Annotated in this window: 11 protein-coding genes; 7 read left to right on the top strand and 4 right to left on the bottom strand. The window is 53.5% G+C overall.

Annotated elements, in window-relative coordinates; all coding sequences use genetic code 11:
- The first annotated feature begins 23 nt into the window (after positions 1-23).
- From D5085_04220 to D5085_04200, 5 genes are all read left to right on the top strand, one after another.
- A complete protein-coding gene (locus tag D5085_04220) occupies positions 24-3,962 on the top strand; it encodes a hypothetical protein (GenBank protein ID QEP42413.1) in 3,939 nt (1,312 codons plus the stop codon).
- Positions 3,959-6,292 carry a PglZ domain-containing protein gene (locus D5085_04215; GenBank protein ID QEP42412.1) on the top strand — a complete coding sequence of 778 codons (2,334 nt, stop codon included), beginning with the start codon at positions 3,959-3,961 and terminating at the stop codon, positions 6,290-6,292. The genes D5085_04220 and D5085_04215 overlap by 4 nt, the downstream gene beginning before the upstream one ends.
- 8 nt (positions 6,293-6,300) lie before the next feature.
- Complete coding sequence (brxL, locus tag D5085_04210) at positions 6,301-7,719, top strand: BREX system Lon protease-like protein BrxL (protein ID QEP42411.1); 1,419 nt, start codon at positions 6,301-6,303, stop codon at positions 7,717-7,719.
- Positions 7,720-7,902: 183 nt separating this feature from the next.
- Positions 7,903-8,295, top strand: coding sequence for a DUF4351 domain-containing protein (locus tag D5085_04205; protein ID QEP42410.1), 393 nt, complete (start codon positions 7,903-7,905; stop codon positions 8,293-8,295).
- A gap of 15 nt (positions 8,296-8,310) precedes the next feature.
- Positions 8,311-9,189, top strand: a complete 879-nt coding sequence (locus D5085_04200) for a transposase (GenBank protein QEP42409.1) — start codon at positions 8,311-8,313, stop codon at positions 9,187-9,189.
- Between the two features lie 205 nt (positions 9,190-9,394).
- Here the strand turns inward: D5085_04200 and D5085_04195 are convergent, their stop codons facing one another.
- The 4 genes from D5085_04195 to D5085_04180 all read right to left on the bottom strand — a co-directional run bounded on the left by D5085_04195 (position 9,395) and on the right by D5085_04180 (position 12,291).
- A complete protein-coding gene (locus D5085_04195; protein QEP42408.1) occupies positions 9,395-9,601 on the bottom strand; it encodes a methyltransferase domain-containing protein in 207 nt (68 codons plus the stop codon).
- A gap of 349 nt (positions 9,602-9,950) precedes the next feature.
- Positions 9,951-11,288 (bottom strand): sensor histidine kinase, encoded by a 1,338-nt coding sequence (locus tag D5085_04190; GenBank protein ID QEP42407.1) that lies wholly within the window; start codon positions 11,286-11,288, stop codon positions 9,951-9,953.
- Positions 11,289-11,292: 4 nt separating this feature from the next.
- A complete protein-coding gene (locus D5085_04185) occupies positions 11,293-11,964 on the bottom strand; it encodes a DNA-binding response regulator (protein QEP42406.1) in 672 nt (223 codons plus the stop codon).
- Positions 11,965-12,291 (bottom strand): peptidase, encoded by a 327-nt coding sequence (locus tag D5085_04180; protein ID QEP42405.1) that lies wholly within the window; start codon positions 12,289-12,291, stop codon positions 11,965-11,967.
- Between the two features lie 459 nt (positions 12,292-12,750).
- Between D5085_04180 and D5085_04175 the strand changes: the two genes are divergently transcribed.
- Together D5085_04175 and D5085_04170 are read left to right on the top strand one after the other, a co-directional pair.
- Complete coding sequence (locus tag D5085_04175; GenBank protein ID QEP42404.1) at positions 12,751-13,002, top strand: hypothetical protein; 252 nt, start codon at positions 12,751-12,753, stop codon at positions 13,000-13,002.
- 299 nt (positions 13,003-13,301) lie between these two features.
- Positions 13,302-14,897, top strand: a complete 1,596-nt coding sequence (locus D5085_04170; GenBank protein QEP42403.1) for an ATP-binding protein — start codon at positions 13,302-13,304, stop codon at positions 14,895-14,897.
- The last annotated feature ends 174 nt before the right edge of the window (positions 14,898-15,071 follow it).

The following is a 15,071-nucleotide window of genomic DNA, read 5'->3' as shown; positions in this document are numbered from 1 at the left end:
TATAGACAAACAGGGGGCGTACAATGCAACCGGACATTAAAACTGTTGGCGATGTCATAGATATTGAACAAAACACCTCATTAGGGGTTGCGATTGTATTGCAACAGGGACTTAACCGTAAAGATAACAGGTATATTAATGGTTATGTACCGATAAAATCGTCAATCGCAGTATTTGACAAATTGTGTGAGGCAGTCACCCCGGCTGCAACTGCCGATATGCGGGCGATTAACCTCTATGGCGCCTATGGTAGCGGTAAGAGCCACCTTGGAGTCGTGATTGGCCTGATGCTGCGTGACGGCGTCTATGGTAGCGAATTTAGTGATTTTCTGCGCCGCTTAGAGAGCAGTAGCCATGGAGAGACGGCACAAAAGCTACGACAGACCTTTCTCGACAGTCACAACGATGCCGATGCCAGACCCTACCTGTTAGTATCACTCTATAAATCGAATGGTCAGCCTCTGCTACACCGACTGCTAGAAGCGCTCTACCATACACTAAACGAGCATTCTCAGCTTGATGTCAGCACGATTTTAGGCGACACCGAATTTGATGCCGCCTCGCATCGCCTCGAAGAGATACTACAACATCAACCCGACTATCAAAATGCCGATTTAGCACAGTGGAATTTAGCCGGTAACCTGTTGACCACTACCGAAATGGCACAAAAGCTCAAGCAGCACGATCCAGCAGCGCTGGAGACCTTTCTGAAATGGCATAAAAAAGTCACACTGGGTACCGTATTTTCCCCAGAACGGAGCGGTGGTAAAAGCACCATTCCCGCCTTTCTTGAGGCCGGCAAAGCGTTAGCCGAACAGGGCTATGGCGGTATTGCCGTGATTTGGGATGAGTTTGGCCACGCCTTAGAGGATATGCTCAACTCGCCCGAGCGCAATGCGATTAACGAAGTGATCGCACTACAAGACTTTATTGAGCAGTGCTGCGCCCCGAAACAGGGGCACACGCTGTTTATTCCGATGACCCATGTCTCAATTGCAGAGTATGCCGCCCGTAACGGAGCCGATCAGAGCGTTAAAGATCGCCTCAGCACCATTGAGGGGCGCTTTGGCCACCGTCTGCCGATTAGTTTAAAGGCTTCAGAATCGGAGGGGTACCATCTGCTCGGATCACAGCGCCACTGGCGTGACACGGGATTAGCACTACAACAGCAGCCACAGTCGCAGCAGCGGTTGCAGCAGTTAAGCAGTCTCTGTAGCGGGCTACCGCTGTTTCAGAGTGTCGCTGGCGATATGGAACATATTATTTTAGAGTCCTACCCGCTCCATCCGCTCACCGCTGCGGCGCTGTTTACCCTCTCTGCCCAATTCTCACAGGCGAACCGTACCGCTTTTACCTTTTACCGTGAAATTAAACCGCAGCTACTACAGCGGCCGCTCGATGCCGATGGCACGCTGTTCGGAGCGGAGCTGATTCGTCTGCCGCAGCTGATTGAGTTCTATCTTGAACTGTTCCGCAAACATGATGACTATAGGCGTGATATGGCGCTGTACGATCGTTTAGCGAGTGAGCTAAAGGCGACCGAAGCGGGGCAGGAGGCGCTCGATGTGGTAACGCTGGTCTTAGGGGCACGACTACTCGGAGAGCAGTTTCAGGCAACCGCAACCGTGATGGCGGCCGCGCTCTATGATCAAACCGCCAATGAGGCACAAGTGCCACAGCTCTTTACCCGGTTAGCTTGGCTTAAGAGTGGCGGCTTTTTATGGAAAAACGATGTCAGCGGTAGCTGGGCATTTATTGATGGTGCCGGGGTCGATATCGACGCACTGCTGGAAGAGAAGTTAGAGCTGTTTAAGGAGCTGTCGCTGTTTACACTGCTTAAACGGTATGAATCCCTACAGAGCGATCTGCTGCCGCTGTTCGGACAGCACGATTTAGAACCCTCAGAGTGCGGCATTATCCGCTCTTACCGGGTGAGCGGGCATGAACTGCCGCTGCCGGAGAGATTAGCGGGCATGAAACCGGCGACCGGAGAGAGCGCCCGGCTGTTTTGGCTCTTTAGTGAGTCGTCAGAGCAGAGCATCGCGGCACAAGAGGTGATTAAAGCGGCGGCGACGGCGCCGATCTACTTCTGGTTACCGAAAGAGGGGATCGATATTGCACAGCTCAGTGCTGCGGCACAGCGCTATCTGGCACTGCAACAGCTATTAGAGGAGAGCGGCCTGAATGATGGGGTGCGCTCACAACTACAGGCGAGGTGGGATAGTAACCGCCGCCAAATGATTGAGCAGTTAGGGCGAAGCTTTGGCCGTGAGGCGTTACACAGCGATGCGTGTCAAATTTGGCAGGCAGGAGAGCCCGAACCGCTACCGCTACAGAGCTGGCAGGCGTTTCGGCGCTACTTAAACGAGCAGACCAAACAGCGCTATCCGAATGAGATTCAGATCAGAGCAATGAACCTTAATGCGGTACGGGATGAGAGCTATATTGAGGGTTCAAAACAGACTATTCCCAATATTATTCGTCGTATTCTCGACTTTGATGACAATCCAATCTACCAAAATGATCTGTTAGGCGAAACTGAGACCAACGAGCCGGCAGCGCTAATTGATGGCGTACTCGGGGCTAATGGTCTGTTTTGTCAACGCTCCGGAGGGTGGGATCTGTTAAAAGATAGCGAGTGTAACGGGCCGGTTAAAGCGATATTAGAGCTGATTAAAAAAGAGGTGACTTGCTCGCGTACCGATCCCTATCCTCTAAGTAAACTGAGGGATACATTAGTGGCCGAGCCCTACGGTATTCCGCCGGTGGTACACGGTATTTTGGCGGCAGTGGCGCTACGCGATGATATTAGTCGCCTTGTCTGGATCGGTGGCAAAGTTAACGAGTCGGATGAGGTCAGGCTTGCTAAAGCGTTTGGGCGGGATTCAAAGTACAAAATCAGGCTCGATGAGTTTAGCGCCGAGCAGCAGAAGATGTTGGCAGTGGTGGCACTTGTGCTGGGGGAGCCGGCTAAATCGGGCGATATCAGTGCGCTGAAACGGACGGTTAACCGTTTAAAAGAGCAGCTACGGCAGCAGCCGGAGGCGATTCGTCAGTCGAGCTATTTAACCGAACGGGCGCGGGCGTTACTGCGGCTCTGTCGCCAAAAAGGGGTGAGCGCCCACCAGTTTACTGATGAGTTGAGCCGTCGGTTTCCTGAAACGGCTGAGTTTGCGGCTTGTGAGACGGCAGAGGAGTGTCGTCAGACTCAGCGGGCAGTTGCTGCCGTGTTAGCGGAGTACCAAGAGGCGAAAGAGCTAAAGTATCAGGAGGTGGATCAGATGATAGAGGGTCGCCTAGAGGAGGTTGATCGTGCTGCACTCATAACACGGCTCAGAACAAATGGGTATAGACTAGCAAAGGCGTTTGCCGACTATTTAGATGCTGAGGATGAGGAGCGTAATGACAAACGGCAGCAACTGATACAGATCGCTTTAGGGGAGGAGTTTCTGTTCAGCGATATTCAAATTGGCCAACTGAGCTCTAAGTTAAGTCCGTTAATGACGCAACCAGAGCAGATGCTGGAGATGGCGAGAGTGAGTATAGAGGATGCGCTGCGTCGGCTTGAGAATAGAGATAAATTTTACAAGTGGCTTATCTCATTTGAACAAACTTCACCTCAGCAGCTACTTATTGCTTGGTTAAAAAACAGCAGTCAGCAAGATGTGCTGATTCAGCTACTAGAGAAGGTGAGTGAGAAACCCTTTTCGCAGTGTAGTCGTGCTGATCTATATAAATTGGTGCATAAAATTGAATTTTGGTATGAACAGTGGTGTATGCCACGACAACTCACTCCCACTCAGCCGACGCCTCAGCTACCGCTCAAAGTCGCAGAGTCGGAGGCGGTACAGCAGATTCAACAGCTAGTTTACAGCTATCAGGGGGAGCGACAGCCACTCATTAAGCTATTGCGTCAGCTATTGCAGCAGTTAGAGCAGTTAGAGCAGCAGGAGCCATCGTGAAACGGGTCATTTTAGAGGCTGATTCTTGGGGGATCAGTGCGAATGCGGCCTCAGCGCTGAGTGTGGACCAGATTAGTGGTGCTAGGTCTAAAATTCGCCACTATCTGCTGCAGCCCGATGTGGCAGAGGAGTTAACTATTCCGGTGAAACCGGCCTATCGGCAGCGCTTTGCCGACTTTATCGGCTTTGATGGGGTCGAGTGGCGTGAAGTGCGCCCCTACAGCGAGTTTAAGTTACGCTTTGGCCAGCCGGCGCCGTGCTGGATGAGTGAGTCGCAGCTGGTCGAATTGGGATTGTTTCAGTTAGAACCGCAGCCGCTGCCAGAACTAAACGATGAGGCGAGCGCTGCCAAAGCACTACTCTCACTGCTGGTACCGCAGCTGTCAGATGACTCACTGTCGTGGTCAGAGTGGATAACCGCTCTGGCGCTGACAGAGCCACAGCGGCTGCTAATATGGCAGCTGCCGCCGCTACGACAATGTCTTATAAAACAGCTGCAGCGCTGGCTCGACGAAGCGGCTGCAACCACACTGCTACAGCATCTGGTACGAGCAAAGAGCGTGATCGCGCAGCTTAACTACTTAAGCCAGCAGAGCTATCTGGAGAAGCTGCGTAGCTTTTTACTGCACCACGGTATGAGCTATCCACTCCCCGGAAGCCGTGAAGATTTAACTCTGCTACAGCAGCTACCCGCACTACCACTCTCACAGGCGGAGGCGGGCGATTTAGTTAAACCGTGGTTAGCGGTGATGCAGCAGACCCTTAATCAGATTGAGCAGCAGCAGTTAGCGGCAGAGGTTCTGGCCGAACTGGTCTGTTTTGACTGGCCTGAGCTGCTAAAGCTGCTGCGTTCACTGCTGGAGCCGCTCACGATTGCCCGTTTTGCCACCCGGGCGTTAGCCGCCGCGCTACAGCAGCTACAGAGCGCAGAAACGATGGCCCTAGCAGAGGAGATCGAGCTCAGTCTGGCCGACTACCCGCCACTACCGCCGCAGGCCGACACTCGAATAGCAACCGACTGGGCTGCTGGGTATCTTAGCTATGCTGCAAAGCGGCTCGCTTACGATATTGAGCCCGATGCTGCCGTGGGGGAGAGCTTTGCCCGCTGGGTCTTAAACCAGCAACCACGCATTAGTCGCTCGCAGCTTCATTGGCAACGCCTATCAGAGCGGATAAAACACCATCTGCAAAACCGCGATAACCGTGTCATAGTGTTAATGGTCGATGCCTTAAGTGCGTTACAGAGCGAACAGGTAGAGCAGCAGTTTAAGCGCCATATTCAGCGTGAGGAGCTGACGCTACAGCAGCAGCTCTTAATCGCCCCCTATCCGACACTCACCGAAGTAGGTAAAAATGCACTACTCAGTGGCGAAGAGGCAGATCGATTAGAGTCGGAGATGGAGCAGTGGCTGTGGCGGATCTATGGCGCTACTCTCGATAGTTGTGACGAGATTGTGGTTATCAAAAATTGGCAGGCGGCGCAGCAGATCACCTTTCCCCTCGCCTGTCGCTTAGTTATCTGTCTGGAGAACCGTATCGATGAGCGGTTGCACGATGCGGTGCGCTACAGCCACTTTCTGTCGGAGCTTGAGCCGGTACTGGCTAATCTGCTCCACGATGTTAACCGCTGGTGTGAGATAAGTGATCGCGCCGGTAAACAGCCGGTTATTTTATTGAGTGCCGATCATGGTCATACGGCTATCTCGCAGTTAGAGCCTCTCTCTGGTAAGGTGAAGGAGCAGATGGGGGCGCTGCGTGAGCGAACGGCTACTCTGACTAAGCCGCTGCTGCTGCTAGAGGAGGGCTTTAAACAGCTACAGCTAGGCAAAAAACACTATCTGTTGCCGCTGAAACGGGTTCGTTTTGCCGGAAAAGGGCCGTTAGTTCATGGTGGGCTCTCGCCGGAGGAGCTGTTAATTCCGCTGTTTGAACTCTCGGCTGAGTGGGTCGCACCGCAGCCGTTACCACCGCTACAGCTACAGCCAAAGCGATATCGGGCGCGATCTGTCGCCGAGCAGCAGTGGCTTGTCCAGCTAGTCATTCAGCTACACGAAACGGTTGAACGGGTTAAGATTAGGGCTCATCCGCCGTTTAGCGGTCAGGTTCAGGCAGGTCCCTATCGCTTTAACCAGATAGATGAGGCGCTGAATCTGGATCTGTTAGTGGTAGCAAATCAGGCGCAGCGGGGGGTTATTTCGTTACCGCTGACGCTAGAGACAGAGCGCCCTAACCATGAGGTGATGGTGCTGGAGGAGTCGGTAGAGGTCGAGTTTTTTGCCTCCATGGTAGAACGAGATGAGTCAAATCAGTTATTCGAAGGTATGTTTTAAAAACAGTTATGAATAGTGCATTGGATCAAAAGATTCTCCATATATTTGGTGAAATGGTGATAAATAAAGATACGGTGCGGGCACTTAAAATTCGCGAAGCGCGTACCATTCCCAGTTTTGTCGAGGAGTGGCTGATCTCGCGCTTTGCGCAGCCCGGTGTGGCAGAGCAGCAGATCTATAGCGATATTACTAACTTTATGAGTCGCCATCTGCCGGCGAAATCGGAAAAAGAGCTAATTAAAAAGCGGCTGCATGATGGGGAGCAGATTGTACTGCTCGATAAGTATGAGGCGCGTATCGATATTGCCAATGGCTACTCACTAGTTAAGATTCCGTCACTCGATATTGCCGATGCTAGGGTCGCGGGGGAGGTACTGGATAATCACGATAAACTGCTCTCCGGTGGGTTATGGGGTGCGGGTAAAATTACGGTTAAAAACGATGAAAACAGTAGTCAAAGAAACCGTAAAAGGTTAATTGAGCTGATTGAGTTTCAGCCGATGCAGTCGGGCAGGGTGCGGTTAGAGGAGATGATCCATGCCCGCGAGCAGTTTACCACCGAAGAGTGGATCTATCTGCTGATTCGAACCATGGGGTATGAGCCCGACAGTTACCACCCTGAAGAGCGCTATAACCTGATTATGCGTCTGCTGCCGCTGGTGCATAAAAATATCAATATGATGGAGTTAGCGCCAAAGGGGACCGGTAAGTCGTTTATCTTCTCTAACTTAAGTCGTTATGTTTGGGTCAATAGTGGTGGGTCATTAAGTCAGGCGCAGCTATTTAAAAACCTGCGTACCCGCGAGTTAGGGCTGTTAGCGCGGCACGATCTGTTAGTTCTCGATGAGGGGCAGTCGATTAACTTTAAGGGCAGTGACGATATTCATGCTAAATTTAAGTTCTTTCTGGAGTCGGGACACTACTCTATCGGCAGCGATACGATCACCAGTGAGTGCGGTTTAATGGTACTGGCCAATATCGATCTGGTCGGTGGCAAGCCGGCAAGACGCGACTATATTCGCCATCTGCCGGAGATGTTTCATGATGATGCGCTGTTAGATCGGTTTCACGCCATTATCCCCGGCTGGGAGATCCCCCGCTTTACCACCCGTCATATAGCGCAGGGAGTCGGCTTAAAGGCCGATCTGTTCGGGGAGTATCTGCATCAGCTACGAACCGTGAGTAGTTATGAGTTCCCCTATGGCGAAATACCCGATATGAGTGGCGATATTCGGGATAAAAAGGCGGTAGAGCGGCTCTGTGTTGCCCTCTCTAAACTGCTAATGCTTAATCCGGATCATGCCGACTACGATAGCTATGTCTATCAGCCCGCCTGCTCTTTAAGAGAGCGGGTTAAAACCCAATTAGCGGCAGTTAATCCAAATGAATTTGTGCCGCAGCTTAAGGTCGAACGGGAAAATGAGTAAGGTAAATATCGGTCTGACCACGGTACCCATGGCAAGATACATCACCACTTTGGCCTTGTTCATCGTTTCGTGTGTGCCGCCATCGCTAGCACAGGCTTAGAGTCCGGCTTTACTTGTTTTTGTGCGGGGCACCGAGGTAGATCAACCCGGTGAAGCAGGTGTGCAAATAAGCAGATAGAGGCCGTGGTCGCCCGGCTGACCAAACAGCTTAAGGGGGAGCACAATCGTGAACTGCGTCGCGCTTTTACTATCTGGATCAACCGTATGGTACTTAAACGCCTGGCACCGGCGGATAAACTACCAGAAATCAATGAGTTAAGCGAGGTACAATCGATGTTAGCAGAACGAATGACCCAGTTGACCCAAGAGTGGCAGCAGGAAGGGGAACAACGAGGCGTAAAAAAAGGTGAGCGCAAATTATTAGAGCGGCAAATTATCCGCCGTTTTGGTTTTAATGCGCTCAATAACGAACTACGGCAGAAGCTGGCAAGCGCCACAATCGAAGAGCTGGAGCAGTGGGGGGATAATATTTTAGATGCCCAAACACTGGAAGAGGTATTTCAACCTGAACCGTGATTAAACCGGGCACCCATGCAACACGACAACGCCTACAAAAATCTGTTTAGCCATCGGCAGATGGTCGAAGATCTGCTACGAGGCTACATTAACGAGCCGTGGGTAGAGCAGCTCGACTACACCACACTCGAACGCTGTAGCGGCGAACATGTGAGTGATGATCTACGCGATCGGGAAGATGACATTATCGACCGCTGGATGGCGCTGCGGGTGATGGTCTATACAGGGCTGCTCTACCAATCGTTAATTAAACAGAAGCTGATTAAACCGGGCAAAAAGTTGCCGCCGGTTTTTCCCATCGTGATCTATAATGGTGACACACCCTGGAGTGCGGCACGCAATGTGAATCAGTTAATTGAAGCCGTTCCCGGTGGATTACAGATCTATATGCCAAGCCAGCGCTACCACCTGCTCGACGAGGGGCGTACCTCATACGATATCGCCAATAACCACTTTAGTGATATTCTGGAGCTGGAGAATAATCCGGATCTAAAGCAGATAGAGACCGTGGTCGCCCGGCTGACCAAACAGCTTAAAGGGGAGCACAATCGTGAACTGCGTCGCGCTTTTACTATCTGGATCAACCGTATGGTACTTAAACGCCTAGCACCGGCGGATAAACTACCAGAAATCAATGAGTTAAGCGAGGTACAATCGATGTTGGCGGAACGAATGACCCAGTTGACCCAAGAGTGGAAGCAGGAGGGAGTGCAACAGGGTGAAAGCAAAATATTAGAGCGGCAAATCATCCGCCGTTTTGGTTTTAATGCGCTCAATAACGAACTACGGCAGAAGCTGGCAAGCGCCACAATCGAAGAGCTGGAGCAGTGGGGGGATAATTTTGTTGATGCCCAAACACTGGAAGAGGTGTTTCAACCTGAATCGCGACCCTGAGTGTCAGGATGGCGCTATCTAGATCGGTAAAGGTGCGGCCATGGGCTTGCCTCACCCCGCTACCGAGCTTAAACGAGGCATAAAGCATCCCGTCAGGCTTTAGCGCCCTGCCTAGCCGCAAAAATGCGTCCGGCAGCGTCTGTGGCAGCAGGTGCAGCAAGCAGCGAGGCACACGGCCAAATGCCATCGTACAGGGCGCAATCGGTCAGATTTTGCACCGTTTGGCGGTGTACCGGTTGCCTCCTAGCCACGCTTCGGCTATGGTGGCTAGGGTTTCGACTGGCTCGGTGGCGGTCATGCTGTAGCCCCGCTGCATAAAGGCACGGCTATCGCGCCCGGAGCCACACCCGACATCGAGAATATGCCCCGTAGCGGGTAGATAGGGTAAAAATCGGTCGTAGAGCGGTGCCATATCGAGCGCACGGGTCGAGTCGGCAGGCCTTGTTCATCGTTTCGCCATTTTTTGCCCCCACCCCAACCCTTCCCCCAGCGCGGGGAGGTTGGAGGGGGGAAGAATAGACATCGCAAGCCTGACGAAACGGTGAACAAGGCCCGAAATACCCGTTCACCATCATTCCGATCATAAAGTGACAATAACTCTTCGCTCCCAGTGCGCCAAAGCCATCACTTCTTCATCACGACGAGTGCAATCCGCCTCCCGCGCCTCCCTGAAAATCAGAGAGCACCGACAGGGGGAGGAGCCCCTATGTAACCACAAATCGGTCAAAAGTTGCGGAAGGTGAGCTTGTCGTTAGGCGCAGCTAGTCTAACGGCAGTTTTACTGTAACCTCCAACCCCCCCTCTGCTGCTTGGGTAAAGGTTAATTCACCGTGATAGAGTTTGACAATATCGCTAACAATGGCTAACCCCAGTCCTGAGCCCTGCTGCTGTTCATCGAGTCGCAGACCGCGTTGTGCGATCTGTGTTAGCATTTCAGTCGTACAGCCAGAGCCATCATCAGCAATCCGGAAAATAATAGCCTTATCACCCTGTTGAGACAGTGTACAGACGATGCGCGAACGAGCCCATTTGCAGCCGTTATCGAGCAGATTACCCAGTAGCTCGACCATGTCGTCACGATCTAGCGCCAGCTCTGGCTCGGGGGGGAAGTTGAGCTCCAGCGTGAGTTGTCGGTCGGCGTAGATCTGCAGCAGTAGCTGGCGTAGCAGTGGCAGCTCTTGTGCCGGTTTAAAGTAGTGCCCTGGCAGAGCGCGGCCGGCCAGTCGGGCCCGTTTCAGCTCACGATCAATATGGTGGTGGATCTGCTGTAGTGCCTGATGATAGTGCTGTCGTTGCTCAGGATAGTGCTGCCATAGCGGTTCGTGTCCGAATAGTAGCAGGCGGTTAAGCGGCGTTTTTAGCGCATGAGCTAGATTACCGACGGCATGGCGCGAGCGCTGCAGACGCTCTGCCTGCTGTTGCAGTAGCTGATTGAGCTCCTGCGCTAATGGTGCGATTTCAGCCGGTATCTGTTCAAGCCGGAGCTGCTGCTGCTTCCCCTGTTGCAGTGCCTGTAACTGCTGCTTGATCTGCTTTAGCGTTGCTAGCGCTCCCTGCACTACCCATAGCTGTACCGCAGTTAGCAGCAGCAGTGACACTAAAGCGGCGGCTGCGAGAAGCCACAGTAGCTGCTGGCGTAGTTCGCGGCTGCGGTAGATATCCTCGGCTACGGTAATGGTTAAAGCGATGCCCTGTTTAGTAAATCCCTGACTGAGCGCTAATAGCTGCTGTGTCGCTAGATGGGGTGAGCTCTGCTGCTCGCTGCCTGTCGCTAGATCAACTTGTGGTAGCTGCTCATCCCACAGTGAGCGGGAGCGTAGGGGAGGGTGCTCGGCGATATCAATTTGGTAGTAGTGACCCGATAGCGGCCGCTGATAGATCGGCGCGATTCGGTTAGGGGTTACGGTGGCGTTAACCGGATCAACCGCTTGCAGAATCATCTCGGTATCGTGGTGCAGACGGGTGATAATCTCCTGCTGATAGAGGTGCAGTAGTAGCTGATTTAAACCTAGATAGAGCAGTAGCAGTACTAGCAGTAGTGAACCAAATAGGCCCGCTTGCAGTCGTCGTTTTAGTGAGCGGTAGGGGTATTGGCGCAACGGCTTAAGAGTCGGTTTGGCTATTAAAGCGGTACCCCTGTCCGCGCAGGGTAGAAATTCGCTCTCTGCCTAGCTTCTGTCTTAGTCGGCGGATATAGACCTCAATCACATTGCTGTCGTGCTCCTGTGTCTCATCATAGAGGTGGCTGTTAATGGTCGATTTAGCCAAAATTTTATCGGGGTTGAGGATTAAAAATCGCAGCAGACGAAACTCAATTGCTGTCAGTGTGATCGGTTTTTCACCATGGCGAATTAGCTGCTGTTGCTGTAGATCGAGGGTTAAATCATCGATTTGGATCTGTTGTGTTGTTTGACCGTAGAAGCGGCGGCAGAGCGCTTCGAGTCGGGCGAGCAGCTCTTCTGGGTGGAACGGTTTGCCGAGATAGTCGTCGGCACCCTGGCGTAGCCCCTCAACCCGCTCCTGCCAGCTATCACGGGCGGTTAGGATCAGTACCGGCATGTTGCGATCGTGACTGCGCCACTGCTGTAACACCTCTAGCCCTGGGCGTTGTGGTAGTCCTAAGTCGAGAATCACCGCATCGTAGTCGATCTCCTCCCCCATAAACTGGCCATCAATGCCGTTATCGCTATGATCTACTGCATAGCTGCGCTGCTGTAGCTGTTTTATCAGGCTGGCGGCGAGCGCTTGATCATCCTCTACTAATAGCAGACGCATCTAATCCTCCCGCTGTTGTTGTAGTAGTTGGCCGTTGCTGGCATCAAAATAGAGTTCGTAAACTTCGCCGTGGGGTGTCAGAATTTCGATCTCATAGAGATAGCGCCCCTGTTTACGCTCCAGCTCGACCTCCAGCAGATTATCACCGAAGCGGGGCGGGATCTGCTGCAGAATCTGTTGCAGTGGCAGAATCGTACCGGCCTGGCGCAGCCGTATCGCCTCTTCGTGATCGGGGTAGTACTCCTGTTCGCTGGCGCTAGTGATGACACTAAACAGCAACAGGAAGCTAAGTGCTATTGCTGACAGTGCAGCGTTAACAGATAGCATCGCTAACCGGGTGACAACTCATTGAGTCGTTATCGCTGCACCGTGTCTGCGCTTTTGGGTTAAGACTCATAGTCTTGCCACGCCATGAATCGCTCTCCTGTTAATGAATAGGTAGTCTCAGTATAGGCGAGTTTGGGCGTGACTGCATCTCCACCATCCCCATCGGGCTACTCACATGGTAACCGTTCACGCTCCCTGCTAATTTTACCCCTCACCCCAACCCTCTCCCGCTGGGAGACAGCAAAACGACCCTATGGCAGTGGCGTGATGCGATTGCCGACTCGCTGCACCACCACGAACAGCTCCAGCTCCACCCTAACCCCATTCTCTCCAAAGTGACCGAAGGGATTGATCTCTTTGGCTACCGCATCTGGCCACAAAAACTTCAGCTCCGAAACGATAACGGCCACCGTTTTGCCCGCAAACATCGCCAGCGGGCGCGGCGCATGGAGTTAGCTAATATGCGTGCCTCGGTGCAGAGCTGGATTGGCCACGCCCGCCACGGTGAAACCGAAGGGTTGCGCCGCCACCTGCTCTGGAGTATTGTGTTTTGTCGAGGGGGATGACCATCACTGCGGTCGTCGCGTGGTTTGCGGCGGCTCCTGGAACAACAACCCGAACAACCTCCGTTCGGCGAATCGCAACAGGAACAACACCGATAACCGAAACAACAACATCGGTTTTCGGCTTCTGCTCCAGTCCGCCCCCTAGTACAGTAGAGCTGCGGCTATGGCTTCAGTTCGCGTGACTCGGGGTGTCCATGAGTTATCCTCCTGCATCGGGCAAGGATGGGCCGATCGAATAGCAGCGTCACGATGGCCGGTCACAGGCGTGGTAGCGAGAGCGAAGCGCCTGTGGCCAACTTAATAAATACCTTCTCCATAACACGCGCATGAATCACGGATATGGCGTAGCGGCTTCCATCACCACTCGCCCACCAAGTAGGCGAAGGGCGTAGGTACAGGTTCCGAACCGCCGATTTTAGGCGCAAAACCGAGAGGATGAGAGGAATGGAGAAGTTTTTTAACACCGCAGGGCCACAGAAGGCGGAGATGAACTACACCCTGTCGCCGTTAGCCCGGATCAGTTGGCCGGAGTTGCGCTATCTCATCGACAGCCAACGCTACTTTCTGCTCCACGCCCCCCGCCAGACGGGGAAGACCACCACCCTGCTGGCCATCGTCGAACAGTTGAACGCCGAGGGGCGTTATACCGCGCTCTATGTCAACATCGAAGCGGCGCAGACGGCGCACAATGAGGTTGCGGTAGGTATTGATGTGGTGTGTGAAGCGATTGCCGAAGAGTGGGCGATGAGCCACGGCGATGGAGGGCTGCTGGCGTGGTTAGAGCAGAATCGTGCGGCAAAAAATCCGCACAAGCGTTTACAGTCACTCCTCAACGAGTGGAGCCTGCACCATCCCAAGCCGATAGTCCTGCTGCTCGATGAGGTCGATGCCCTCATTGGCGATACGCTGGTCTCCCTGCTGCGGCAACTGCGCACCGGTTATACTCAGCGCCCGCACGCCTTTCCCCACTCGCTGCTGCTCTGCGGCGTGCGCGACCTCAAAGATTACCGCATCCACCAGAGTAGCGGCGACATCATCACCGGCGGCAGCGCCTTTAATATCAAAGCCAAATCGCTGACGATGGGCAACTTTACCGAAGCCGAGTGCCGCCAACTCTATCAGCAGCATACTGATGCCACCGATCAGCCCTTTGATGAAGCCATCTACCCCGAACTGTGGCTTGATACGGCGGGGCAGCCGTGGCTGGTGAATGCGCTGGGTCATGAACTGACTTGGGAGGAGAAATGCCTGCGCGACCGCACGCAGCCGATTACGCTGGCGCACTATCAGGCCGCCCGTGAACGGCTGATTCAATCTCGCGCCACCCACCTCGACCAGTTAGCCCACAAGCTGCAAGAGGAGCGGGTGCGGCGAGTGATTGCCCCCTTACTGGCAGGGGTGGATGAGTTAGAGCAGCCGGTTCCACTGGATGACCGCCAATATTGCGAAGATTTGGGTTTAGTGGTGTCGCGCCCCTCGCTGCGCATTAGCAATCGCATCTATCGCGAAGTGATTCCGCGTGAGCTGACATGGATCACCCAGACCACCATCGCCAATCAGGAGCAGGTGTGGTACCTCCACCCCGACCGGCGACTGAATATGGTCAAACTCCTCAAAGCCTTCCAACACTTCTTCCGTGAGAACGCCGAGGGCTGGATTGAGCGCTTTGACTACAAAGAGGCGGGGCCGCAACTGCTAATGCAGGCCTTTTTGCAGCGGATTATTAACGGCGGCGGGCGGATTCAGCGCGAATATGCCTTAGGCCGTAAGCGCACCGACCTCACTATCGAGTGGTCGCTGGATGAGGCGCAGGGCTTCTTTGGGCCGGTGCAGCGGATAGTGGTCGAGCTAAAACTGCAACGGGGTGATTTAGAAGAGCTCATTGCCAAAGGTATCACCCAGACCCTCGACTATGCCGACGGCTGTGGTGCTGAGGAGTCGCATCTGCTTATCTTCAACCGCGACCCGAAAGTGAGCTGGGAGGAGAAGCTCTGGTACTGCCCCGCACGGGAGAACCAGCCCCATTTATGGGGGTGTTAATGCCGCTGCGCCGGCTGTCGCTACTTAAACCAATCGGCCTTAGCGTTTGAACCCCATATTACGCTGGGCTACTTCGTTAACCGACACTCGGCGCGTAGGGCAGTAACCCTTCCATGCCATACTGCCTCGCTTCTGCAAGAGCTGGAGCCGGCGGCAGAAATAGTGTTGTTTAAC

It is taken from the genome of Ectothiorhodospiraceae bacterium BW-2 (genome assembly GCA_008375315.1).
Lineage (GTDB): Bacteria > Pseudomonadota > Gammaproteobacteria > Thiohalomonadales > Thiohalomonadaceae > BW-2.
The sequence above is the reverse complement of the archived record's forward strand: the minus strand, read 5'-3'. Positions and strand labels throughout refer to the sequence as shown.